We start from the raw sequence: 22,246 nt of genomic DNA, 5'->3' as shown, positions 1-22,246 counted from the left end.
GGGAGTGTCTCGTACCTGTTCTGATAGAGGCTGCGGTGTGTGCTGAGATGGCCTCCTGCCACTCCTGAGAGCCGAGCAACCGTCACTCCCGTTCTGGGAGCGCTCGTTGATGCGAAGGGGCCTTCACCGGGTCGCGGTGATGGTGTCTCCGCAGCGAGAGCAGGTGGCCGTGGCCGTGCGTCCGTGGCGGACCGGAGTTTGGTCGGGGACGTAGTCGTGTCCCTGCGGACTCGGGCACGGGATCGCACCGTCCATCGCTCAGCCCACCCCAGGACGGTCTTCGGCCAATGGGCGGATGCGACTGGTGCGTCCTCGGTACGCTCCTGGGGCACGGCGACAGCGAAGCCCAGGAGGCGCGTGATGCGGGAGATTGAGACGAAGTACCGGGTGGAAGACCTCGAAGAGGTCCTGCTCGCGCTCAAAACCGCTGGGGTGGAGCTGGGGGAGCCGGTCTTCCAGGACGATCAGGCCTACGCCCCCGCGGGCTGGAGGCCAGAGATGGGCAAGGTCGGCCGTACCTTCGCCCGGCTGCGCAGCCTGGACAGCGGAGCGCACGTCTTCACGACCAAGACGCCGCTGGCCAACTCGATGGAGTGCGCCGAGCACGAGACGGTCGTCGCGGACCGCGATCAGATGCACGCCGCCGTGCTCGCCATGGGTTACGAACCCACGGTGCGCATCGTCAAGCACCGTCGTACCGGGGCCGCCGGTCCGATCGGGGTCTGCGTTGACACGGTCGAGGACGTGGGGACGTTCGTTGAGTTGGAACTCGTCATCGACGACGACCGCGACGGCCTGACGGTCCAGGCCGAGCTGGACGCCTGGGCGCGGGGGCTCGGCGTCGAGCTGGAGCGCACCACCGACACCTACGACACGCTGGTGCGCGCCGCCGCCTGAGTCACCACCCGTGCGGGGTGAACGGCATCCCGTCGAGCCACGCGCGGACGCCCTCGGCCGGATAGGCGATGGTGTTCGACGGCAGCACCCGCGGGTCCACCCACACGAGCTTTCCGCACTCATCCGGTTCGGCGTTGTAAGGCTCGCCCGCCCACTCGGTGGCCAGGAAGAACAGTCCCAGTCGGGCGTGCCCGGGATCTTGGCGGTGGTGGACCACGGCCGCCAGGGTGAGGTGGTCGGGGTCGATGTCGACCCCGATCTCCTCACGTGCCTCGCGCGCGGCGGCCTCGTGCGAGGGCTCGCCTTCCTCCAGGTGCCCGGAGGGCAGGTGCAGCATGCCGTCGCAGTACCCGGTGCCCTGCCGTTCCAGCAGCACGATCTCGCCGTTCCGGTGCAGGATGACGTGCACGTCGATGACGCTGGTGTAGGGCATGGCGGGGTCCTGTCCATGATCAGGCGGCGGCTCGATTCTGCGACCATAGCGCCCTGATGAGGTCGGCGAGGTGTGACACGGTCTCCTCCACGCCGGGCGTGGTATCTACGACTTCGGTGAGCACTCCTTCGCGGGTCAGTTGGTCGGCGACCCGTTCATACAAGGCGACCTCCCTGACCGTGTTGGCCGGATCGTCCTCGAACCGGCCGTGCGATCCACGCACGGCCAGGCGCTCGTGCAGCTCCTCGGCCGGCGCGGTGAGGACGACCTGGAGGTCTGGTGGCTCCGCGAACCTGTTGAGTTCTCGAACGAACCTCTCCGGGATCTCGTCCAAACCGGTTTGGAGGACGAGCGAGGAGGCGGTGAAACGGTCGCACAGCACGAGTTGCCCGTCAGCGAGGGCGGGCCGGATTTGGACGGCCAGGTGGTGATAGCGGTCCGCTGCCACCAAACAGGCCAACGCCAGGCCGGGGAACTCGTGCGTACCGCTGCGGGCGAGTCGACCGATGGCCCCGGTGGAGGGTTGAGTGGTGGCCAGCACCCGCAGCCCGTCGTCCGCCAGGCGTGCGGCGAGCGCCTTGACGATGGTGGACTTCCCGGCCCCACCTGGACCGTCGACCGCTACGAGCAGTCCCGTCATGCCGCCGCCCTTCGCTGGTGCTCGCCGTGGGACAGTTCGACCAGCGCGGCGCGGACCTCGGCCACGGACGCTTCGCCGAACTGGATGTTGGAGGAGAAGTTGAACTCGTCGCGCTGCCTCATGGCCTCGTCCACGCCCTGGTCGGTCAGGTCGACGGCGCTGTAGTCCAGGAGCTGGTCGGGGGTGTAGCGGCCGGAGGCCATGAGCCGGTGCCACTCCGGGGTGCCGGGGTAGGGGCGGAACTCGAACACGCTGCTGCGGAAACGGCCGGGGGCGCTATCGGTGAGGTCCCACAGCTCCCGCACCAGGTCCACGGTCTGTGCCATCTCCGCTCGGGACTCGCCGGGAAAGCCCAGGATGAAGTAGCCCTTCACGCTGATCCCCCTGCTGACGAGCCGGGTGACGACCGAGCGGATCATGTCCTGGGTAATGCGCTTGTCGATGTAGGACAGCACTCGCTCGGAACCGGACTCGATACCGAGCGCGACCTCCCTGAGCCCGTTCGCGACCAAGCGGTCCAAGGCGGCGTTGGTCTCGCGGGCGAGCACATTGATGCGGCCGGTGGCGTCCCACACCGCCCATTCCCCGACGTGATGGGTAGCGAAGCCGTCCACCATGGTGTTGATGACGCGGCGGGCACCGAGGAACAGGTCGTCGACGAAGCGGAACGCGGTCACCCCGTAGGCGGCGCGCAGGTGCTCCATCTCCGCGACCACGTTCTCGGGGGAACGGACCCGGATCGTGATGTCAGGGTTGGCGGAAACGGCGGCGCCGCAGAAGGAGCAGTCATAGGGGCAGCCGCGGGCGCCGACCATGTTCGCCTCCCACCGGCCTGCTTCGAAGTGCGGGTCCTGGGTGAGGAAGTCCCGGTCGACGAACGGCAGGTCGTTGATCGGCGGGGCGAGGTGGTGGCCCTGCCCCGGCCGACCGCCTGTCACTGGAGCCTTCAGAACGGGGTCGAGCCACATCACCCCGGGCAGGTCCCCCCGGTTGCGGTGATCGTGCAGGAGTTCGACGGTACGGGTCTCACCTTCGCCGATGACCAGGGCCTCGCAACGGGCCATACGGGGGTCGGCGAGTATCTCGGTAGGCATGGCCTTGGCCTGGTGTCCGCCGAGCATGACCTTGATGGCGGGATCCAGGGCCGCGGCGATGGTCGCGGAGATCTCGTAGGTGGGTGCCAGCAGGTTGAACCCCACCCACCTGGGCGCGGCTGCGTTGACGGTCCGGACGACGTCGGCGACCGGCAGCCCGAGCGCCTCAGCATCGAGCACACCCACCGCGAACCCGCACCGCGCGGCGTAGGTGGCGACGTAGCCCATGCCCAGCACCGGCAGCGTGTAGTCGTTGACGCGCGGGCGTTCGGCGTAGTCGCGCAGGGGCGCGTTGACGAGCAGCAGGTCGAGGGAACGGCCAGGGGTGTGGCCGCTGATCAGGTCATGAAGGGGGTTGGTCCTGTCCACGGGGTCCTCCCAGTGCGAGGGTGAGCACGGTCAGGGCGGAGAGCTGTTCGGGTGTGGCGGCGAAGGACCGCCACCAGCGGGCGAAAGTCGCCTCGTCGGCGGGCCAGTCGATGTCGGGGCAGGACTTGCCCGCCCACGTGCGCACGGCCATGTCGCCGTAGGGGTAGAGGGAGAAGTCACCAGTGACGTCGGCAACGGCGGCTCCGGCGGTCCACGGGCCGATACGAGGTACCGTCTGCACTTCCTCCACCAGCACGTCGGCGGGAAGCTCCGCCCACTTGGGGCCGGACTCGGTGAAGGCCTCAGCCGCCGCGATCAGCGGTCGGCGCTTGAACGCCATTCCCAGTCCGGCGAAGTCGTCCTCGTTCAGGGCGAGTACGGTCTCGGGACGCGGGAAGGCGGAGAGTCCGGCCCCCGGGAGCGGGGCGCCGTAGGCGGCGCAGAACCGGTGGTACATCAGGCGGGCCTGGTCGGCGCGGATCACCTGGCGGATGATCGCGGTGGCCAGCGCTTCCCACAGGTCGGCGGTACGCAACCGCTGCACCGGACCCTGCTCCTCCAGAGCGGAGCGCAGGCTCTCGGGGATCGACCCGCCGAGGCTCATCGGGGAGTACATGTCTACGGTCGGATCCGGGCCGTGGCCCTCTCCGACCCGGTCGAGGATGAGGGCCGAACCAGCGGTCGCGATCCATACGCCGTACTCGGTGCGCACGGTACGGCGAAGCTCGGGAGCGGGGGTCCACCCAGGATGGTCAACGATCACGCGCATGAAGTCCTCCGAGGTCAGTCACGGGACAGCCGGGATATCAGCGCGGCCAGTGCCTGCTCTCCCCGAGAGGAGAGCCCGCGACCGACCACACGCTGCGTGCGTGGATCACGCACCACCCGATACTGACGGGTCACGTTCCCGATAAGTGGGTCGGTCTCGAAAAGCAGTCTCGCGAGTTCCTGGTGTGTCCGCCTCCCCACGGGGACCAGATGCACCATCCGGTCACGCCGAGAGGTCGTGAGCCATGCCGCCTCGAAAGGAGACAGCACACGCACAGCACCGGTGGCCGGATACACGGACAGAACCCGCGGGGCACGCTCAGCACTCACCCGCCACCGCCTCAAGGCGTGCGGTCACGGCGTGGCGGGTAACGGCCGGCATGAAATGGATGATGGGCTTGCCGGGCTTCGGGCGTGCCACCTCCGCCCACACCGTGTGTCCGTGCTGATCCCCGTGCCAGCCCCACGCGGTCGCCAGAGCGCTGACCAACGTCAACCCCAAGCCCAGGGGGGCGGCCTCGGTTTCCGCACTGAGATAAGGCTCGCCGGGCACCGAATCAGGCAAGGGCCCCTCGTCAGTGGCGGCGATGCGCAGACGGTTCGGGAGGTGTGTGAGCGTCAACCGCGTCTTCCCGCCCAGCAGCCCGGAGCGGGTGTGCCGGAGGCTGTTGGCGAAGAGTTCGTTGGCGATCCAGACCAGGGGCTCGGCCTGGAGCCGGTGGAGCCTGCTGGCCGTCCACACCCAGCGCCGTGCCTGCGCGGCCAGTCGCGAGTCGGCGCCGTACTCCACAGCGAGCACATTGGGTTGGTCCGACCTGACGAACCGGGGCAGAGGAAGCGGCGGAAGCGGCATTTCGATCCTTGACACGGCAACTCCTCATAAAGGACAGGAACTGCGACCGGGATCGGCCAGAGAACACGAATCGCTTCACGCATGTGATCCAGGTCGCTACGGTGAGATAACCACTGCGCGCGTTTGATCGGTACGGGTATGCGCCGTCGAACAGTGCCAACGCTGCCAAGGGGTTTTCGGAGGACGGAATGCGTCGTGGCCACAACGACAAGCTGAAGTCCCTCATCGCCGAGCTCGGTTGGTCCCAGCAGCAGACCGCCAGCCGCTTCGTGAGAGTGGCCCAGGAAATGGGGCACACCGACCTGGTCAGCGTGGGCCGCTCCACCATCTCGATGTGGGTCTCCGGCACCCGACCGCAAGACCCGGCCCCCGCTGTCCTGTGCGAAACGCTCTCCCGAGGACTGGGTCGGCCAGTACGGCTGGAGGAGATCGGTCTGGGCAGGTCCCCGATCCCGTCAGCCGGGGCCATCTGGGGAGCCGATACCCTGACGGCGCTGGCCGACTTGGGGAGAAGCGTGGACAGACGAGGCTTCATCGGCACCGCTGTCTACTCCGTGGCAGGGCTCGCTCTGCCAGAGGAGTCCTGGTGGCGGCAGTGCCTGGAGAGGGCACGGGCCCGCTCAACGACCCGTGGAACCGTCACCTCCGACGACATCGACGCGAACCGGCACGCCACAGCGCAGCGCTACCTCCAGTTGGCCGCCAAGCTCGCCGCCGAGGCCGGGGACCGGGCACTCGTCGGTCACATCCTGCGGGCACTGGCCCACCAAGCCCTGGATCTGGGGCACTACCCGCAAGCCGCGAACCTCACCGAAGCCGCGACCTCCTGCTACGACGCGACTGGTCCCCGCGAGCGCGCGCTGCTGGGCGTCGTCCACGCACGTAGCCTGGCCCGCGTCGGCGACACCAAGAGTGCCTCCCAAGCCCTGCTGCGGGCTGAGGACGATCTCTCCGATGCCACTCCCGACACCGAGCCCGCCCGGGTCTGGTTCTTCGGCAGGGCCAGCCTCGCGCATGAGACCGCCCGCACCCTCCAAGCGATGGGCGACCTGGGGAGCGCACAGCGCGAGTTCGAGCGCAGCGTCCAACTCCGAGGCGCCGCGTTCAGCCGTACCCACGCCGTGACCTTGGGCTACCTCGGGGAGATCCAGGCCTCCCGAGGCGAGATCGAAGCAGCCTGCGCCACCTGGTCGCGGGCGCTGGACGCGATGGAGGGCGTGCGCTCGGGCCGGGCGAAGAACACGGTCCAGACCATGAGAACCGCGTTGAGCACGGTGCGGGGACGCGGCATCAGCGCCGTCCGAGAGGTTGACCTTCGAGCCGCCGAAGTCCTGCGTGTAGCCTGATCTGGCCCGGTACCGGCCCCTGGAAGGACCCTCCAGTGGAGATCACCCTCACTCCCATCGCCACCGTCGTCGGTGGACGCTCGCAGGTCGCCGACGACTACTGGGGAGGGATCCAGTCGATCATCCGGCTCAACGCGGACCTGCCCCTGGACACCCTGAAGGGACTGGAGGAGTTCTCCCACCTCCAGGTCGTGTGGCACTTCCACCACGGGTCAGAGGACGATGTGCACCTGGGTTCACGACACCCGCGAGGGAACACGGACTGGCCGGAGACCGGGACGTTCGTTCACCGCAACCACCGCCGCCCCGCCCGACTCGCGATCTCCCACCCACGCCTGCTCAAGGTCGAAGGACGCGACCTCTACGTGGAAGACCTGGACGCGGTCGACGGAACCCCCATTCTGGACATCGCTCCGTGGTTTGCCGAGTTCGGCCCTCGTGGTGAGGTCCGCCAACCCGCGTGGCCCGGCCAGATGCTCTCGGACTACTGGGCGACGCCGCCCCGGTAGTCGCCGTGGGACGAACATCCCCGCACTGATAGTCAGACCGTGGCCAGTCGGCAGTACACCGCTGCCGCAGTAGCGGCTCCAGCCCTCGTCGGGCCCGTACAGGACTGGATCCTTGAGCGGGAGCGCTGGCTTCAACCGACAAGACCAGGCGGGGCTTGAAGCGACCAGTGCCGTGCAGTTGCTCGGTTACCTCGATCGCTCTTCTCACGATGGTGTCCTCAACGGCGAATGCCACTGACCAACCTCACCGGCCTTTGGAACACCCGGGGAAACCCGCGGATCTGTACGCGCGGAAACTTCAAGCTGACGGCGTATTGCGGAAATCGACGTCCGATTCGACCGCTTTTGTGTCGACCCTCCGACGCATCGTTCACACGAGCATGTCGCATTCGCCTTGCACCCGTCTTCCTAGGAGGTCATCAGGGCAACCGGAAGCGGGGGTGCTGCGGCGACGCGCAGCCCCCGGCGGATGGCCCCGGTGCCGGAGCCCTCGACGGTCGAGGGCACGTGATGACGGAGGTCGACCAGGTGAGAACAACACAGACCCGCAAGAAACAGCGCTCCAGGAGGCGGCTGCTGGAGGTCCGGCCGACCGTCCCGACAGCGGCGGTGCGGGGACGCGGGGAGGTGGTCGGATGATCGACTTCCTCGTCGGAGGCGGGGTGTACGCGGTCATCGCCATGATCCCGCTCATAGCCCTCGCGGTGTCCGCCGCGCTGATCACGGCACGGTTGGCCCGCCACCGCTACCTGTCGCGCGAGGCCCGCCTGGTGGAGATCCTGCCGCCACCGCAGGCCACCCTCGCCAACGCCACCGAGTTCTGGAACCACACCATGGGGCTGCTTAAGCCCCGCTGGTCGCGGTGGCTGGTGCAACCGCACCTGTGCGTGGAGATCGTGGCCTCCGCCGCCGGGGTGCGCTTCCAGGTGTGGGTGCCCGGGATCGTGCCGCCAGGAACGGTGGAGCGGGCCGTCGCCTCGGCCTGGCCCGGCGCGACGACCTCCACACGCAACTTGACTGTCGGTGAGTCGCCCCTGCCAAAAGGGGCGTACACCACGGGAGGTCTGGTGCGTCTGGGACGTGGTGAGGAGTTCCCGCTGCGCACGAAGTTCGACGACGACCCGCTCCGCGCCCTCCTGGGGGCACTGGAGGACCTGGTGGAGGGCGAGCACTGCCTGGTCCGGATCAGCGCGCGCCCGGCGACCGGACTCCGGTTGGCCCGGGCACGCAAGGCCGCGGCCCGACGCCAGGGCCACCCTGGCCTGGGGCCATGCTGCTGGACGCGGTGGACCCCACCGTCTCCTCGCAGCCCCGGCGAATGCCGGTGCTGCCGGGGACACGTGATGACGTGAGGGCGATCCTGACCAAGGCGTCCAGCCCCAGGTTGGCGTGCGATATCGCCTACATCCTCACCACCACCCGCCAGGGCGCGGCCGCGAAGGAACGGTTGCGGGGGCGAGCCCACGGTGTGGCCTCTGGGTTCGCGGCCTTCACCAGCGGCACCAACCACCTGGACCGCCACTTCATGCCCAAACCCACCTGGTGGGCGGTCAACCGGTTCCTCGCCAACGGGTTCCTGCTCTGCACCGCCGAGCTGGCCGGGATCGCGCACCTACCCACCGACACGTGCGTCCCCGGCCTGGCCAGGGCCGGAGCCCGCCCGACCGCACCCAGCCCGGTGGTGCCCAGGGGCGGGGAGAACACCAGGGTGGTCGGCGACTCCGACGCCGGTGTGCGCCGTCCCATCGCGTTGGGGGTGCCTGAATCGAGGCAGCACACGCACATCCTCGGCAAGACCGGATCGGGCAAGTCCACGCTGCTCGCCAACCTCGTCCTGCAGGACGCCGAGGCGGGCCGGGCCGGTCTGGTGATCGACCCGCGCGGTGACCTGGTCACCGACATCCTCGCCCGCCTACCCGAACACACCATCAACAAGGTGGTGCTGTTCGACCCCGACGACAACGCCCCACCGCCGAGGCTGAACCTGTTGCAGGGCGGGGATCCGGACTTCGTCTCGGACACGGTGGTGGGGATCTTCCGCCGGATCTACGACCAGTACTGGGGGCCGCGGACCGATGACATTCTGCGCGCCGCCACACTCACCCTGACCAGGGCGAAGGATCCCGGGCTGACGTTGGGGCACATCCCGCGCCTGCTCGCCGACGACGCGCTACGCAACGAGGTGATGGGCAAGGTCACCGCTCGGGGAGGGGGTGAGGATGAGGCGCTCGCGGACTTTTGGGACTGGTACACGGGGCTGACGGTCTCGGCCCGTTCAGCGGTCACGGGGCCCGTGTTGAACAAGCTGCGTACCGCGCTGCTGCGCACGTGGGTGCGCCAGGTGGTGGCCTCGGGCCCGTCCACCATCGACCTTCCGTCCCTGTTCGACACCGGGCACCTGGTGCTGCTGCGGTTGCCGAAGGGGCGGCTGGGGGAGGACACCAGTTCGCTGATCGGGTCGTTCGCCCTGGCGGCGACCTGGCAGGCGGTCACCGCCCGCATCCACACGCCAGAACACCAGCGCAAGGACCTGTGCGCGTTTATCGACGAGGCCCAGAATTTCCTGAATCTGCCGGGCTCGTTGGAGGACATGCTCGCCGAGGCCCGCGGCTACCGGTTCGGGCTGACGCTCGCTCACCAGGAGCTCGGGCAGCTTCCCGCGGACCTGCGCAAGGCGGTGTCGGCGAACGCGCGAACGAAGATCTACTTCGCTGCGTCCCCGGACGACGCCTCCAGCTTGCAGCAGCACACCCTGCCGGTGCTGGGGGCCTACGACCTGACGAACCTGGGTGCTTACCAGGCGGCGGTGCGCCCGCTGGTGGGGGCCAAGGAGCAGGGGGCGGCGACGGTGCGCACCCGCCCGCTTCCGTCCGGGGTGGAGGGTCGGGCGACCCTGGTGCGCAAGGCCGCACGGCGTCACGCCCCGCAGACAGCTACGCAGCCTCCTGTTTCGGGGGTGGGGCCGTCCCCGGGGAGGCCGTTGTTCCAGCGGCGGCCCTTTCCGGTGAGCGACACCCGGAGGGGGAAGCGCACGTGAGGGGGCACGCGAAGGACCATGTGGAGCGCAGCCAGGTACGTCCCTCGTCGCTGGTCCGGGGGCGGATCATGCCCCGGGACCTTCAGGTCTTGGGCGGGGTGCACGACCACAAGGTGATGACCACCGAGCACCTGCACCGCCTCTACTTCCCCCGCGCGGGGGAGAGGTCGGTGCGGCTCCGGTTGCGCAGGCTCCACGGCTGCGGGCTCCTGGACCGCTTCCGGCCGCTGTCGCTGCGGGGGAGCAGCCCCTACCACTGGGTGCTCGGCTCAGCCGGTGCCCGGTTGCTCGCCCAGAAGAGGGGAGCTGAGGCGGTCTCCTACCGGTTCGATCGGGCGGCGGGGGTCGCGGACTCACCCCGCCTGGGGCACATGCTCGGGCTGGTCGACTGCCTGGTCGCCTTCACCGTCGCGGCCCGCCAGACGCCGGGTGCGGAGCTGGCGCAGTGGTTGAACGAGGCCGAGTGCGCTAAGCGGTGGGGCCGCTACGTGCGCCCCGACGGCTACGTGCGATGGGAGCAGGAGGGGGAGCAGGCGCACGTGTTCGTGGAGTACGACACCGGTTCGGAGACCTTGGCGATGGTGCGGGACAAGATGACCGGCTACGCCGACCTCGCGCGGGCGACGCGCTTTGCCTCGGTGGTGCTGTTCGTCGTGCACTCGCGGGTCAGGGAGACCAACCTGGCCAGGGTGCTCGCCCCCAGGAGCAGTAGTCGGGCGGGGGCTTATCTGGCCACGTACGCCGATCTCGCCGAACCGGGACCGGCGGTTGCGGTGTGGAGGCCCGCCCACAGCCAGGACCGGTTGACGCTCATGCAGGTCGCCGAACGCCACCCGATCGACTGACGCGGCGCACCAGCGGCCGCCTGTTCAGGAGCCTCCTGGACGGGCGGCCGCAGTCATGCGCAGGGCACGCGGCCCGCACGACCGTTTCTGAAGATTTTCGGGGTGCCGTGACTGTTCTGACGAATTCCGGTTGAAGATTCTCGTTCCTGTCAGGAACGATCGGCACTGCCACGTGCGGCGGCGATTCTTTCGTGCTCTTTTCGATCTGGAATCCGGAGTTCCCCTATGTCTGAAATGCGAGTTTTTGTGTGCGTTTCCAGGTTCGGTATCGACTTTGCGGACATTCGAGACGTGAGCTCCAACAGCAGTCTCGGTAGTCCGATCTACCTGGGATGACCTGCCTGGGGTGGGGCGAACGAACGCCGACTCCTGGGGCGGTTGAGGTGAGGAAGCGCAGTTCCGGGTGCGTGCGAACCCGGGGCCATTGACACCCGCCCCAACCCGTTCCGGGGCGAGGCGGGCAAGGCACCTGTGTCCCCAGGAATCGATGTGTAAAGAAAGGTGCCCCGGGTGGTGCTGCCAACACCAGTCCGGGGCGTGATTTCCACCTGCGCTATTTCAGGAGGTAACCGTGGCCGAGTCTATTGGAAGGCACCGCAGGCGTCGACGGGGGTGGGCCAGCCGAGTACGGTGGTGGCTCGCCGCGCTCTTGGCGCTCGTGTCCTCTCGCCCGCAGGCGGCCCGTCGGCGGCCAGAGAGGCAAGCAGAGCCCGGGACGCCCGCTCCCAGCGTCCCCGTGAGGAGTGTGTGGCCAAACAGGCGCCCTCTACGCCTCCGCCCGCTGGGACGGGAGTGGCCGATGATCCGGGATGGGTCTCGAACTACCGCACGGCGAGCAACCAGCACTTCACCTCATGGGCGCACGCCTTCGACAACACCGCCTTGGAGGCGGGAGTGGTGCCCCCACCCTGCAGGCCCAGGCAGGTTGAGCGCGGTTGGTGCGTGGACGACTCCGGGATCGGCGCTGTGCGCCCCTACCTGGTCAGGCACGAGGAACGTATGGCTCGACTGCGTGAACGAGTGCCCAGGGAGTCGGTTCACGGGGAGTCCAGGGGAGTGGGCCGCCACAGGGTGGTACCCGTCCCGTCCGGCTCCGGTGATGAGAAGAGGGAAGCCGGAGAGTTCGACGACCTGGCTCGCCTGATCCGACAGTGGCAGACGATGACCGGCTGACCACAGACTCGCTCCTCGGGGGTGGTGTCACCACACGTTCGGTGACACCACCCCCGCCGCGTTCGGTGTCTCCTGCGGGTGTTGTCACACGTCAAGGGTGGTCACACGCTGGGTAGGTGGGAGCGGGTGCCGGATCGTCCGGGAGCGATGCCTACCCCAGGCGTGGCACCCAGCCCTCGGGGCGGCCCTCCCCGGCGGGCTTGACTTCGGCCTCCGATCCCTTGACCAGGCCGGTCGCCCGGGCCACCGCCAGAGCAGGGGCCACATCGAACTCGTCCTCCTCGCAGTCCACGTACTGCGAGTCCTGGCGCGCGGCGAAGACTAGGACCCCGCCCAGGGCCGCACGCCACTCCTCCTCGCTTCCGGTACCCCGCTCTGCCAGTTCCAGTACACGGTGCACGAGAGGGGACCCTTCCTCCCACGCGTCCGAGAAAGAGCCCACGTCAAGAAACTCCAGAACCTGGTTGGCCGCCCTCTCTGCCGTGGACAGGTGAGGCAGCAGGAAGCCCAGGCCGTCATCGTCGATGAGATCGGGGTAGTCGATGCGCGCCCAGACGGCCCCGTCCCACCAGTAGGCGAACCCCTGTTCACGTCGGTTCTCCAACTCGGTGAACCAGGTCCAGGGCAGCCAGTCGGGACCGGCGTAGGGGTCGTAGCCCTCGATATCGACATGGTCGTCGCACTCGTGGTCGGCGCCGACGAGGACCCCGCGCCCGCCCGCGATCCGCGCGAGCCTCCACTCGTTACCGCCTGCGTCGTCGTGGTGCACGACCGCGTCGGCATAGGTGTGCTGGTTCTTGCTGCCGCCCGCCTCCAGGGCGGCCAGCGCGGCGGCGCGGGCCCAGAGGGTGTCGAACGGGGGCAGGTCCCCGGGGCGTCCGGGGGCGTGGAACTCCATGGTCGGCCCGTCCAGAAGAGAGGGGAGTCGGCTGTGTGGTGAAGCTACACCGCGGCTCCGACAGCAGGGGTGCGGCCTTCACCGACCACGTAGGCGCCCGCCCCGTGCTGACCGGAACCGGAACCGGACGTGAAATAGGACTGCTGACCACCGCATCAACGGCGGTCATTCCCATGAGGGAAATACACTCGGTCGTCGCAGGAATCCGACAGCTGATCTCGGGGGGAAAGAAACGCATTGAGCATCCCTGGATTCCCCCTCATATCAGTGTCACGGAGGAGTGCAGTGAAGGTTTCTGCGCAATCCTGCGAGGTTCGTCGTTGTGTGGCTGGGGGTGTTGAAAAAGGAGAAAACTCGATAGGCGATGATCAGAAAGTCAGCTCATTCGGATGGCATGAGAGTAGTGCATAGGAGCCACCTCGGACCTCTAGATCTCCCATGTCGGGGAGAGCTACTTTTTGCCGTTCATCCCCGAAAGGACAAGCCGACGGGGGAGGTGGTGGTCACGTGCCCAGCCGCCGTTCGCCGTGCGCGCCCTCGGCGATCGCTCCGAGGTGCTGATCATGGTGTGAACAGGGGTGGTGAGAGTGCTCCATGGCCTACTCCCCTTAGAACGGAGTGCCCCCACCCCGCTCTCACCGCAGGTCAGGGTGTTCTCGCCTACTCCTATGGGTGCCCCGACTGAATACCTAGTAGGTCGTCATCTCACGTAGGGGGCGGGCGGCCCCTGCCTCGGCAGGCGCCGCCCGCCCCCGCCCATCTGCTCTCATACCTGGTCGGCCTCCCTCCTTCCCCCCACCGTTCCACTTGTCCCATAAATAAATGATGTCCACATCATCCTTTTGGGCGTGTTCGGGTAATCATCCGGAACCGTGCCGTTCATGGAAACATGATCGCCCAGCTCGGCCTCATGAACCGTGCCTCAACGCCGCCCCATCTCGTGTGCTCCTGTGTCTCCTTCAACCCACACGACCGGAGCTCAGAAAATTTCGCTGCGCGGTTTGACAAAACCGCCTCGACCAAGTTCCTCTTGGATCGCTCCTGAACCGGAAGGCCGGTTTCTGGGGTGGGCTGAAAACCGGTTTATGTGGCGGGTTGACAAAACACAACCCCCAAGTGAACCTCGGGTCGCCCAAGAGAAGTACAGCAAAAGATCAGGAGTTATTACATGCGCACTGCGCACGCCATTCACGGATCGGCCAGGTGGGTGCTCGCCTGTCACCGCGACCAACTCGGGGACGTGTTGCTCCACCTCCACCGCACCCAGGTGGGCCTCAACCAGCCGAGGCTCTAGCCCGGCCCTGGGGCGGGCGGCGCGCCAACAACGCGCCCTCCCCGGAGCCGAACCCGTCACCACTCGCGCCCAGCACCAGTGCGACAGGCCATCCCACTTCCGGGGCGGGCGCGAGCCAACACCCACAACCATAAGGACTGCCGCTATGACTTCGCACCGCTCGACCACGCACACCCGCGATCGCATCCTCACCGCCTTGGGCATGTTCACCGAACCGGTCACCGTCACCGAACTCGCCGACGCCGTCGGGATGGGCCGCTCGACCATCACCAAGCACCTCAACAACCTGGAGAAGGAAGGCGCCGCTACCCGGATCCCGGGCGGCCGCGACGGTAGGCGGCGCCTGCCCGACCACTGGACGATGGTCACCACGGGTGCTGTCCTGACTCCGGAGGCAGAGGCCGAGGGTGACCAGCAGGCCACCGACACCGATCCCGACGCGGTCGACGCCTGCGAGGCTCCGGTCACTCCCACGGACCCGGCTACTGCCCAGGCAGAGACGCCCGTGTCGACCTCGCCCCAGCGTCCCGCGGTCGCGCCGGTGACTACCCACCGGCTGGATGGGGACGAGGCTGGGGCGGTCAACCCGGTGAGCGGCATGAACCGGCTCGCCCCGGGGGAACTGAAGCTGATGGTCCAGGCCATCCTCGACAGCGACCCGAACCAGGAGTTCGGGGCGACCCAGATCAGCCACCTCCTCCGGGGGCGGTCGATCGGAGCGATTCAGAACAACCTCGCCCGCCTGGTGGCCGAAGGGTCGGCCGAGCTGACCCGTGAGCGGCCTCGCCGTTACCTCACCACCAAGGCCCTGGCCCCGAACGCCAGCTAACACCCGCCCCCCCGGGGGGTGTGGGCGCATTACAGCCCACACCCCCACCCGGTAAATACCCAGGGAGGGTATTGTGTTCGATCTCATGCAGCGGCTCGGCTGCCCATGCGTTCGGCTCGCCCACACACTCGCCAGCAACACCTGACCCACCTCATCGACACCCGACTGGCCTTGCGCGAGGCCAGTCGGGTTCTTGCGGTCGTGCCCTCTTCCCGGGGCGGGTGTCGCATTCGCTGCGAAGACGTCTTCCTAGGAGTTCATCAGGGCGCGAGGACGAGCGAGGAAGAGGTTCGCCGATGGCAAGACCCGAAAACCTGTACCTGACACCACGGCCCTGGCCAGCGGACGGTCCTTGGGGGCGGGGTCGTTCGGATCACCGTGTGGGGCTGTCCCGGCCTGGGGCGTGTGGGGCCACCAGCGCCCCGACGTCGGCCCTGGCGCCCGGGGCGGGCTCATCACCCCAGGACGCGCTGATCGGGGCGGTCGGGCCGTCTGACGGCCCGACCCTGGCTGTCCCCGGTTCCCGCGCCGGATGGGCGGGTGGCGGGAATCGGGTGAAACCCCGCGAAACGGGCGCTGGGGTGAGGTCCTTCGCCCATCGGACGGTCAACGCGCCGAATCCGCTTGACCACCTCGGCGAGGTCGAGCGTGGATGCGTCCTGCCCTGTCCAACACGGGGCCGCGAACCGTATCTGCGCAGGCCAGAGATGGGGAGGAGGTGGACGAGGTGGCTGTGAACACTCCGGTCAGGCTGGACGAGGTCGCCTCGTTGTCGGTGGTGCTGGACCCCGGGACGGCTGGGCGGATGCTCGGCATTGGGCGGACCACCACCTACACGCTCCTACGCCAAGGAGCCTTCCCCGTCCCCGCCCACCGGACCGGAAGAACATGGGTCATCCCCACGGCGGGAGTACTCGCCTATCTCGGGTTGCCGGTGGGCGGCCGTTGTTCCGGATGCGGGTCGCGCGAGACCACCGAGACGAAGGCGAGGTCGTAGATGGCCACTCGTGAAGGGTCCACGTTCAAACGGTGCGGGTGCCGCGACGAGACGACCGGGAAGGCGTTGGGGGTGACGTGTCCCCAGCTCAAGCGCAAGGGCGGGGGCTGGAACCCGTCCCATGGGGCGTGGGCGTTCCAGTACGAACTCCCCCGCACCACCGACGGCAAGAGGCGTCAGGCACGCAGGGTCGGGCTGGCCACCCACACCGAGGCCGTCGAAGGGCTGGACCAAGTCAAAGCGCTCCTCGCTCTGGCATCAGGGGATGAGGACATCGAGGTGCAGATCGCGGACCTGATCCAGACCGCGCCCGCCAACCGCCGACCCCTCCCAGACCTGGAGGAGGTCCGCAAGCGCATCGGCACCGGGGCGGACGTACGGGCCGAAGTACCTACCGTTGCCGCGTGGTTGACGGAGTGGTTGGACGGCAAACCCGACCTCGCTCCGGGTACCCGTGCCTCCTACGCCGGCCACATCAACAAGTACCTCGTCCCACACCTGGGCCGGCGCCGTCTGGACAAACTCCAGGCCCGCCACGTGGAGGCGATGTTCACGGTCATCGAGGAGGCCAACACGCACATCCTGGAGTGCCGCGAATCGGACGATGCGAAGGTGCAGGCGTCGGTACGCGGTCAGCGGGCCATCTCGCTGTCCACCAAGCACCGTATCCGCGCCACCTTGCGCAGCGCGCTGTCCGACGCGGTGCGCCGCCCTGACCTCCCGATGACGGTGAACATCGCCTCACACGTGCGGTTGCCGTCGTGCCCGAGGGTCAAGCCGATGGTGTGGACCCCCGACCGGGTTCGCCAGTGGCAGGCGGATGGGACAGTGCCGGGGGAGGTGATGGTGTGGACTCCGGAGCAGACCCGTACCTTCCTGGTCCACGCGCGCAAGTACCGGTGGCTGTATGCGATGTTCCACCTCATCGCCGCCAAAGGCCTCCGACGAGGGGAAGCTGTGGGGTTGCCGTGGTCCAACACCCGGCTGATGGACGGGCAGATCGACATCCGCGTCCAGGTCGTCCAGCTCGCGTGGGAGACGGTGACGAGCACGCCGAAGAGCGCAGCGGGCCAGCGCACCATCACCCTTGACTCGGACACCATCAAAGCGCTGCGCGCTTGGCGGCGCTTTCAGTTGGAGGCCAAACTCCAGGCTGGGAAGAACTGGGAGGACACGGGGTTGGTGTTCACCCGCGATGATGGTTCGGGGTGGCACCCGGCGCAGGTCAGTGACTGGTTCTTGAGGATCTCGCGTGCGGCGGGGTTGCCGCCGATCACGTTGCACGGGCTGCGCCACGGGGCCGCGTCCCTCGCCCTGGCCGCGGGGACGGACGTGAAGGTGGTCTCCACCGAGTTGGGGCACGCGACCACCCACTTCACCCAGGACACCTACCAGACGGTGTTCCCGGACGTGGCGAAAGCAGCGGCCGAAGCGACGGCGTCGCTGCTGCGGGGTGGGCCGGTTCCGGTGAGGACACCGATGTCGTAGTCGGACCGGCGAGCGCACCAGGAGCGAAAAGGCGTCTCCGCCCCCGGGCTGCGCGGGATGTTCACCCCGCTGGCCTGGGGTTTCCTCGTTCCCGGGGTTGTTATCCCATCGGATCAAAGGTCCCCTGGCCCTGGAAGCGGGAGCTTCCGGCGTGGTCTTGGGAACAGGACACCGTCGTCAGCGTGTGGACCTGCGGTGAATCGAGGGATCCACCCCGTTGGCCCAGGCCCACTACTCTCTGTCAGGGTGTGTGGGTTGCTCACGCGCCGGGATTGGCTCGGGTGGGGGTCGCTCGGGCCAGATCGATCCAACGTGTGATTTCCCGACGGTGCGAGCCGGTCCTCGTCGCGTGCTCGAGGGCCGCTGCCGCTGCCGGGTCCGCACCGCCGTTGCGGCTGAGGAGCATCAGCGGCCATGTCGGTTCACGAAGCTCGCCGCCGTCGAAGGGGGACCAGTCCCAAGGGGCGTCGAAACGCCACGCGCGCCCGGCGGCATCGGCCACCTCGTCACCGGTGACGAGACAGGCGTAGGGGCGGAACAGTAGGTCGAAGGTGATGGGGATGTCGTCCTCGGGGTCGATCCCATAGCCCTCCCACTCGACCTCGGCGTCGTATGAAAGCCCGGCCCGTATGACCACCACCTCGGTTCGGGGGCGAGGGAGCCGTCCCGTCTCCAGCGGGGGGTCGAAATGTCCGACATCCACGACATGCACGGTGGTGGGCGGGATGCCGATACGGCAGGTGCCGCCTATGGAGAGGGGCTCTGCGGTCGGTTCGATACGGAAGAGTTCGTGCTCCCAATCATGGGAATCCGGGTTGGCGGCGAGGGCGACCCGGCCGTTCCATTCGAGCCAGTCACAGTCCGGGTCGGTGGTCCACCAGGGCCACTCGACCGTCACCTCGTTCCGCGACTTACCAGTGATCCGTACCTCGGTGGAGGGGCAGGAGACCTGGAGGATGTCCCCCACACGGTAATCGAGTCGCACTAACCGCCTCCGTCATCACTTTGTCCGTTGTGGAAGCGAGCGTGGGTCAGGACGACCGGCCCGAGTCGGATATCCTCCGCTCGCTTTCCCCGTGCAGCGCCCGTACGAGCTCATCCTTGCCCATCTTCGACCTGCCGGGGATATCGGGCTCCCGCGTTTGGCTGTAGAGGTGCTTCTTCGTGGCGTTGGTGTGCAGGCCACCAGCGATTGTCAGGTTTCTCCTCCGCCTCGCCTTCGGGTCTTTGGCCTGGGTGGCGGTACCAGGGCAGGGTAACGCTGGCCGGTGACAGTCCTGGTTCCCGCATGATGGGGTGCCCGTGTCAAGGCGTGGGGGCGGCTGACACGCCCGGACGGTCCCAAGGTAGGGGCGTTAGGTGTTTAGGCGGGAGGGACACCCGCAGCCCTGGGGCGGCGCTGTCGGGGCGGCTGTGGGGCGCTGGTGGGCGGACATGCGGCGCGCCCGCAGGGTCACGGGACGGCAAAATGCTCCGCGAGGTCCTCGCCCACCTGTACTGGACCTTGCACTGGGGAGCACACGCGGAGCATTTCAGGCCCGGATCCGGGCTCCGCGCCTCGCCTGTTCGACTCGCGCACCCCTTCTGAACTGGGGTTTTGTGGCGCACCCGGCAGGATTCGAACCTGCGGCCATCGGATTAGAAGTCCGGTGATCTGGTGCCGTCACGTGCCTTTTCGTGCCGTTTCGTGTCACCCCATCCGATCTGCTATGCCGTCTGAGGCCGTGTGATGCCGCCCGATGTCGTGTCAGTACGGAACTCCGGAGCATAAACGGAGCACGAATCGTGGGTGGGCGGCGTCCGATGGCACCTCGCGAGGTTCTCGCTGGTGGTCATTCGGGGATCAAACTTGGTGGCAGATCCTTGAGCCGGTCAAGTACCCGGAGGAACTGTCCAATTCACCTCACGACCCCTGAGCACGGCGGCTGGCTTCGGTCATGCCGTTGAACCCGTCCGCTCGCAAGTCGGCCAGGCGCTTGTCCTGGCACCAGTGGTCCATGGCATTCCAGTGCTGCTGAGAGTCCTCGTGTTCGACGACGGCCTGCGTCAGCGGCAGGCTGCCCGGTCCCAAGACCTGGCGAGCTTGCTGCCACACTTGGCGTAGCTCGGCAAGGACGGTGAGCCCGGTGTCCACGTCATCGACATCCACCCCGATCGCGAACCTGTCATCGGTGGGCTCGATGTAGACGGCAACCGGGGTGCCATCGTGTAGCCGCGGTGCCCACTCAGCCAGCAGACGAACGTTCTCAGGCAGTGTGCCGTACAGGTACACACTGCAGGATGCGGTCACGGTCGGCTCCTCCAATGAATGCACGCACGGTTCCAGGGAAACGGGGGGCGGTGGGGACGTGGCCCCGCCACGACCATGATGAGGGTACGGGGCGGCGAGAGCGTGCAATCTCCCTGGATCCGCGAGTTCTTTGTGCTGGTAGCGATGGAGGCTCCGGTGTGCCGGAACCGCATCCCGGCACACCCGTCGTGCGGGCGGCCCCGTCGGTTGCCGCCCATGCCCGCGTGCCTACCCTGTCGTCCTCTCGTAGGGGGAGGGGAAGGGGAAGCGTGCTTGGAGGAAGTCGCCCACCATTGGGTGCACGGATTCCTGGGCCTCGGGGGGCGTGTCGAAGTCGTTGAGGCAGAAGAAGTCCACCTCCTCGGAGGTCTCCAACCGGTCCAGGCGCTCCCTGGCGTCGGGGGCGCCGATGTCGACGTAGCGCATCCGGAACTCGCCTGGTACCGCCCGGCCGGTGAGCAGCGCGTAGTGGTGGTGCATCGTCGCGGCGAACCCCACGTCCGACAGGGAGCGGAACCGTGAGCGGGTGGTGCGCGCCACCTCCTCGGGATACCTGTCCTCCAGGTCCAGCATCACCTGGCGGATCTGCGGGTGCGGTGTGTGCTTGAACTTGTGGGTGATCTGGCGTCCGAACTGCTCGGCGAACAGGGCGCGCACGTTCTTGCCCGCCGAGTTCGGTGCGACCTCCCCCTCGACCGGTTGGCCCACGCCGAACTGGAAGGGGGAGAAGGGCAGTTGGGCGATGCCGTTGGCGTGGAAGAAGTCCTCCGCCCGCACGGGGCGGGCCAGGAACACGTCGTCGTTGAAGTACAGGTAGTGCTCCGACAGCCCCTCGATGTGGTGCAGCCGGGTGCCGATGGCGTGGGAGTTGAAGGTGGGTAGCGCTTCGTGGTCGGCGAAGATGTCGCGGTGGTCCACCACGGTGATGCCCGCCGCGTCGGTGTCCAGCCATGCGGGGACCTGGTTGTCGGTGACCAGGTAGACGTGGCGCACGAACGGTGCGTACATCCGCAGTGAGCGCAGCGAGTAGCGCAGCTCGTCGTGGCTGGTGAACCGGGAGGCGTTGGCGGCCAGACCGGCCGTACCGCCCTTCCGGTGGCGGGCGCGCTTGGCGGCGTGTTCGGGGTCCTCGCCGTCGACCCAGGTGTAGACCACGTCCACGGGGAAGTCGACCTGGTCCACCAATGTCCAGGTGAAGGGTTCGAAGGTGGGGTGCTGGCGTCCGGCCACGGTCAGCGTGGCGGGTTTTTGCTCCGAGCGGGGCAGGACGTCGGCGACCTTGTTGCGGCGCGGGGCCACCAGGGAGTCGGCCAGGACGTCGTGGGGTGTCTGGGAGCGCAGTTTGGCCAGGATCTCGTGGGTGTTGTCGCGTTGGAGGAGGATGGCGCCGTCGCGCCAGAACTCCACGTCGCACCCGTATTCGAACCCGGCCAGGACGCGTCCGGTGGGGGACAGGAGGGGTTCGGCGAAGCGGATGGTCAGGGAGGATTTGATCTGCTCGTCGAGGGCCCCGTCGACGTAGGCGCAGGCGGCCGCGGCGCTGCCTTGGGGGCCGGGCTTGACCGCGTACAGGGTGCTGGAGGCGTGTAGCTCGCGCATGGTCTCCAGGACGCGTTTGCGTTCTGCGCGGTGGACGCCGACCACGTGCCGCAGCGGGGAGCGGCCGCGGACGAGGAAGTGGTCGATTCCGGCCTTCTCCAGGGCGTCGGTGACCAGGCGCAGGTTGTGCGCGGAGGCGTCGGCGGCGGTGAAGTCGTCCACGACCCGCCCCAGGAGCTTGGTGCCGTCGGCGGTGAAGGTCCGCACCGTCGGATCGCCGTCGAGGAGGTTCTGGCGTCGCTGGGCGATCTTGGCCAGCCGCTTCCGCTCGGCTGCCTGGCGGCGTTCCTCGGCGGCTTGTTCGGCTGCCTGGCGGCGCTCCTCCTCCAGGCGTGCCTTGGCAGCGGGAGGCAGGAGTCGTTCACCGGCTCGCTTCACACGTGTTGCCAGGGCCATGGGGAGAGATCCTTCGGTTGAGGTCAGGGAGCGGCTTCCAGGTGGGACTCTGTACCACTCAATGGAGCATACGTGCCATGTGTTCATGTAAGGGACGAATGGTGCATTCCAGGCGTTCGCGTCGATATGAGACTGAGATTCACTCGGGATGCTCGCCCTCGATCGCATCCGGGATATCCAGGGCAACCTGCTGGCATCTGCCGTGAGCCCGTACCGCGATCCCTTGGCTGTCTGGGTCTCCGAGAGTGCTCGCGCCGCAGCGGGGTAGTGATCGCCCCCGAGCTCAAGCGCTTCAGGCTGGCGCGCACTGGCTCCGTCGCGGTTCGGAGCCGAAGCGAGGGTTCAGGCCGCCGAGTGGCAGGGCTTGTCGGCTGACTTGACGCACATGACTGATCGTGTGGTGCTTCGTCGGCTCGGTTCCGAGTCGCAGGGACGATTCGATGCTTTGCTGTTCTGTTCTAAAGCTGTGACTTACACAGACGCTGTCATTG

Annotated in this window: 20 protein-coding genes and 1 tRNA gene; 11 read left to right on the top strand and 10 right to left on the bottom strand. The window is 67.8% G+C overall.

Features of this window, described 5'->3' with window-relative positions; translation table 11 throughout:
- Nucleotides 1–360 precede the first annotated feature (360 nt).
- Nucleotides 361–897, top strand: a complete 537-nt coding sequence (locus KIK06_RS15250) for a class IV adenylate cyclase (protein WP_268643676.1) — start codon at nt 361–363, stop codon at nt 895–897.
- Between the two features lies 1 nt (nt 898).
- Here KIK06_RS15250 and KIK06_RS15245 read toward each other — a convergent pair whose 3' ends face one another.
- From KIK06_RS15245 to KIK06_RS15225, 5 genes are all read right to left on the bottom strand, one after another.
- Complete coding sequence (locus tag KIK06_RS15245) at nt 899–1,330, bottom strand: NUDIX hydrolase (protein WP_268643674.1); 432 nt, start codon at nt 1,328–1,330, stop codon at nt 899–901.
- A 19-nt stretch (nt 1,331–1,349) separates the two neighbouring features.
- Nucleotides 1,350–1,970, bottom strand: a complete 621-nt coding sequence (gene tmk, locus KIK06_RS15240) for a dTMP kinase (protein WP_268643673.1) — start codon at nt 1,968–1,970, stop codon at nt 1,350–1,352.
- Entirely contained in the window at nt 1,967–3,433 is a 1,467-nt protein-coding gene (locus tag KIK06_RS15235) for a B12-binding domain-containing radical SAM protein (protein ID WP_268643671.1), read from the bottom strand. The genes tmk and KIK06_RS15235 overlap by 4 nt, the downstream gene beginning before the upstream one ends.
- Nucleotides 3,408–4,202: a DNA-3-methyladenine glycosylase family protein gene (locus KIK06_RS15230; RefSeq protein ID WP_268643670.1), complete on the bottom strand. Its 795-nt coding sequence runs from the start codon at nt 4,200–4,202 to the stop codon at nt 3,408–3,410. Before KIK06_RS15230 ends, KIK06_RS15235 begins: the two co-directional genes overlap by 26 nt.
- A 318-nt stretch (nt 4,203–4,520) precedes the next feature.
- On the bottom strand, nt 4,521–5,069 hold the full coding sequence (locus tag KIK06_RS15225) for an ATP-binding protein (protein WP_268643669.1): 549 nt from the start codon (nt 5,067–5,069) through the stop codon (nt 4,521–4,523).
- A gap of 173 nt (nt 5,070–5,242) precedes the next feature.
- Here KIK06_RS15225 and KIK06_RS15220 point away from each other — a divergent pair, with 173 nt between their 5' ends.
- From KIK06_RS15220 to KIK06_RS15195, 6 genes are all read left to right on the top strand, one after another.
- Nucleotides 5,243–6,400 (top strand): hypothetical protein, encoded by a 1,158-nt coding sequence (locus tag KIK06_RS15220; protein ID WP_268643668.1) that lies wholly within the window; start codon nt 5,243–5,245, stop codon nt 6,398–6,400.
- 35 nt (nt 6,401–6,435) lie between these two features.
- Nucleotides 6,436–6,909, top strand: coding sequence for an SAM-dependent methyltransferase (locus KIK06_RS15215; protein ID WP_268643667.1), 474 nt, complete (start codon nt 6,436–6,438; stop codon nt 6,907–6,909).
- 635 nt (nt 6,910–7,544) lie between these two features.
- Complete coding sequence (locus KIK06_RS15210; protein WP_268643665.1) at nt 7,545–8,261, top strand: hypothetical protein; 717 nt, start codon at nt 7,545–7,547, stop codon at nt 8,259–8,261.
- On the top strand, nt 8,180–9,946 hold the full coding sequence (locus tag KIK06_RS15205) for a type IV secretory system conjugative DNA transfer family protein (protein ID WP_268643664.1): 1,767 nt from the start codon (nt 8,180–8,182) through the stop codon (nt 9,944–9,946). Before KIK06_RS15210 ends, KIK06_RS15205 begins: the two co-directional genes overlap by 82 nt.
- Nucleotides 9,943–10,791 carry a replication-relaxation family protein gene (locus tag KIK06_RS15200; protein WP_268643662.1) on the top strand — a complete coding sequence of 283 codons (849 nt, stop codon included), beginning with the start codon at nt 9,943–9,945 and terminating at the stop codon, nt 10,789–10,791. The genes KIK06_RS15205 and KIK06_RS15200 overlap by 4 nt, the downstream gene beginning before the upstream one ends.
- Before the next feature lie 792 nt (nt 10,792–11,583).
- Complete coding sequence (locus KIK06_RS15195; RefSeq protein WP_268643661.1) at nt 11,584–11,964, top strand: hypothetical protein; 381 nt, start codon at nt 11,584–11,586, stop codon at nt 11,962–11,964.
- Between the two features lie 151 nt (nt 11,965–12,115).
- Here KIK06_RS15195 and KIK06_RS15190 read toward each other — a convergent pair whose 3' ends face one another.
- On the bottom strand, nt 12,116–12,862 hold the full coding sequence (locus KIK06_RS15190; RefSeq protein WP_268643660.1) for a hypothetical protein: 747 nt from the start codon (nt 12,860–12,862) through the stop codon (nt 12,116–12,118).
- A gap of 1,168 nt (nt 12,863–14,030) precedes the next feature.
- On the opposite strand from KIK06_RS15190, the gene KIK06_RS15185 reads away from it, so the two are divergent.
- The 4 genes from KIK06_RS15185 (at nt 14,031) to KIK06_RS15170 (ending at nt 17,470) form a co-directional block, all read left to right on the top strand.
- Entirely contained in the window at nt 14,031–14,156 is a 126-nt protein-coding gene (locus tag KIK06_RS15185) for a hypothetical protein (RefSeq protein ID WP_268643659.1), read from the top strand.
- A 145-nt stretch (nt 14,157–14,301) separates the two neighbouring features.
- Entirely contained in the window at nt 14,302–14,985 is a 684-nt protein-coding gene (locus KIK06_RS15180; protein ID WP_268643658.1) for an ArsR/SmtB family transcription factor, read from the top strand.
- 727 nt (nt 14,986–15,712) lie between these two features.
- Nucleotides 15,713–15,982 (top strand): helix-turn-helix domain-containing protein, encoded by a 270-nt coding sequence (locus KIK06_RS15175; RefSeq protein ID WP_268643657.1) that lies wholly within the window; start codon nt 15,713–15,715, stop codon nt 15,980–15,982.
- A complete protein-coding gene (locus KIK06_RS15170) occupies nt 15,983–17,470 on the top strand; it encodes a tyrosine-type recombinase/integrase (protein ID WP_268643656.1) in 1,488 nt (495 codons plus the stop codon). It begins immediately after the preceding gene.
- 259 nt (nt 17,471–17,729) lie between these two features.
- Here KIK06_RS15170 and KIK06_RS15165 read toward each other — a convergent pair whose 3' ends face one another.
- The 4 genes from KIK06_RS15165 to KIK06_RS15150 form a co-directional block, all read right to left on the bottom strand.
- The gene (locus KIK06_RS15165) at nt 17,730–18,455 is read right to left on the bottom strand and encodes a hypothetical protein (RefSeq protein ID WP_268643655.1); all 726 of its coding nucleotides are present in this window, start codon (nt 18,453–18,455) and stop codon (nt 17,730–17,732) included.
- A gap of 615 nt (nt 18,456–19,070) precedes the next feature.
- Nucleotides 19,071–19,141 (bottom strand) — tRNA-Ser (locus KIK06_RS15160).
- Nucleotides 19,142–19,373: 232 nt separating this feature from the next.
- Complete coding sequence (locus KIK06_RS15155) at nt 19,374–19,760, bottom strand: hypothetical protein (RefSeq protein WP_268643654.1); 387 nt, start codon at nt 19,758–19,760, stop codon at nt 19,374–19,376.
- A 228-nt stretch (nt 19,761–19,988) separates the two neighbouring features.
- Complete coding sequence (locus KIK06_RS15150) at nt 19,989–21,755, bottom strand: stealth conserved region 3 domain-containing protein (RefSeq protein WP_268643653.1); 1,767 nt, start codon at nt 21,753–21,755, stop codon at nt 19,989–19,991.
- Between the last annotated feature and the right edge of the window lie 491 nt (nt 21,756–22,246).

Source organism: Nocardiopsis sp. EMB25, assembly GCF_026797795.1.
GTDB lineage: Bacteria > Actinomycetota > Actinomycetes > Streptosporangiales > Streptosporangiaceae > Nocardiopsis > Nocardiopsis lucentensis.
The sequence above is the reverse complement of the archived record's forward strand: the minus strand, read 5'-3'. Positions and strand labels throughout refer to the sequence as shown.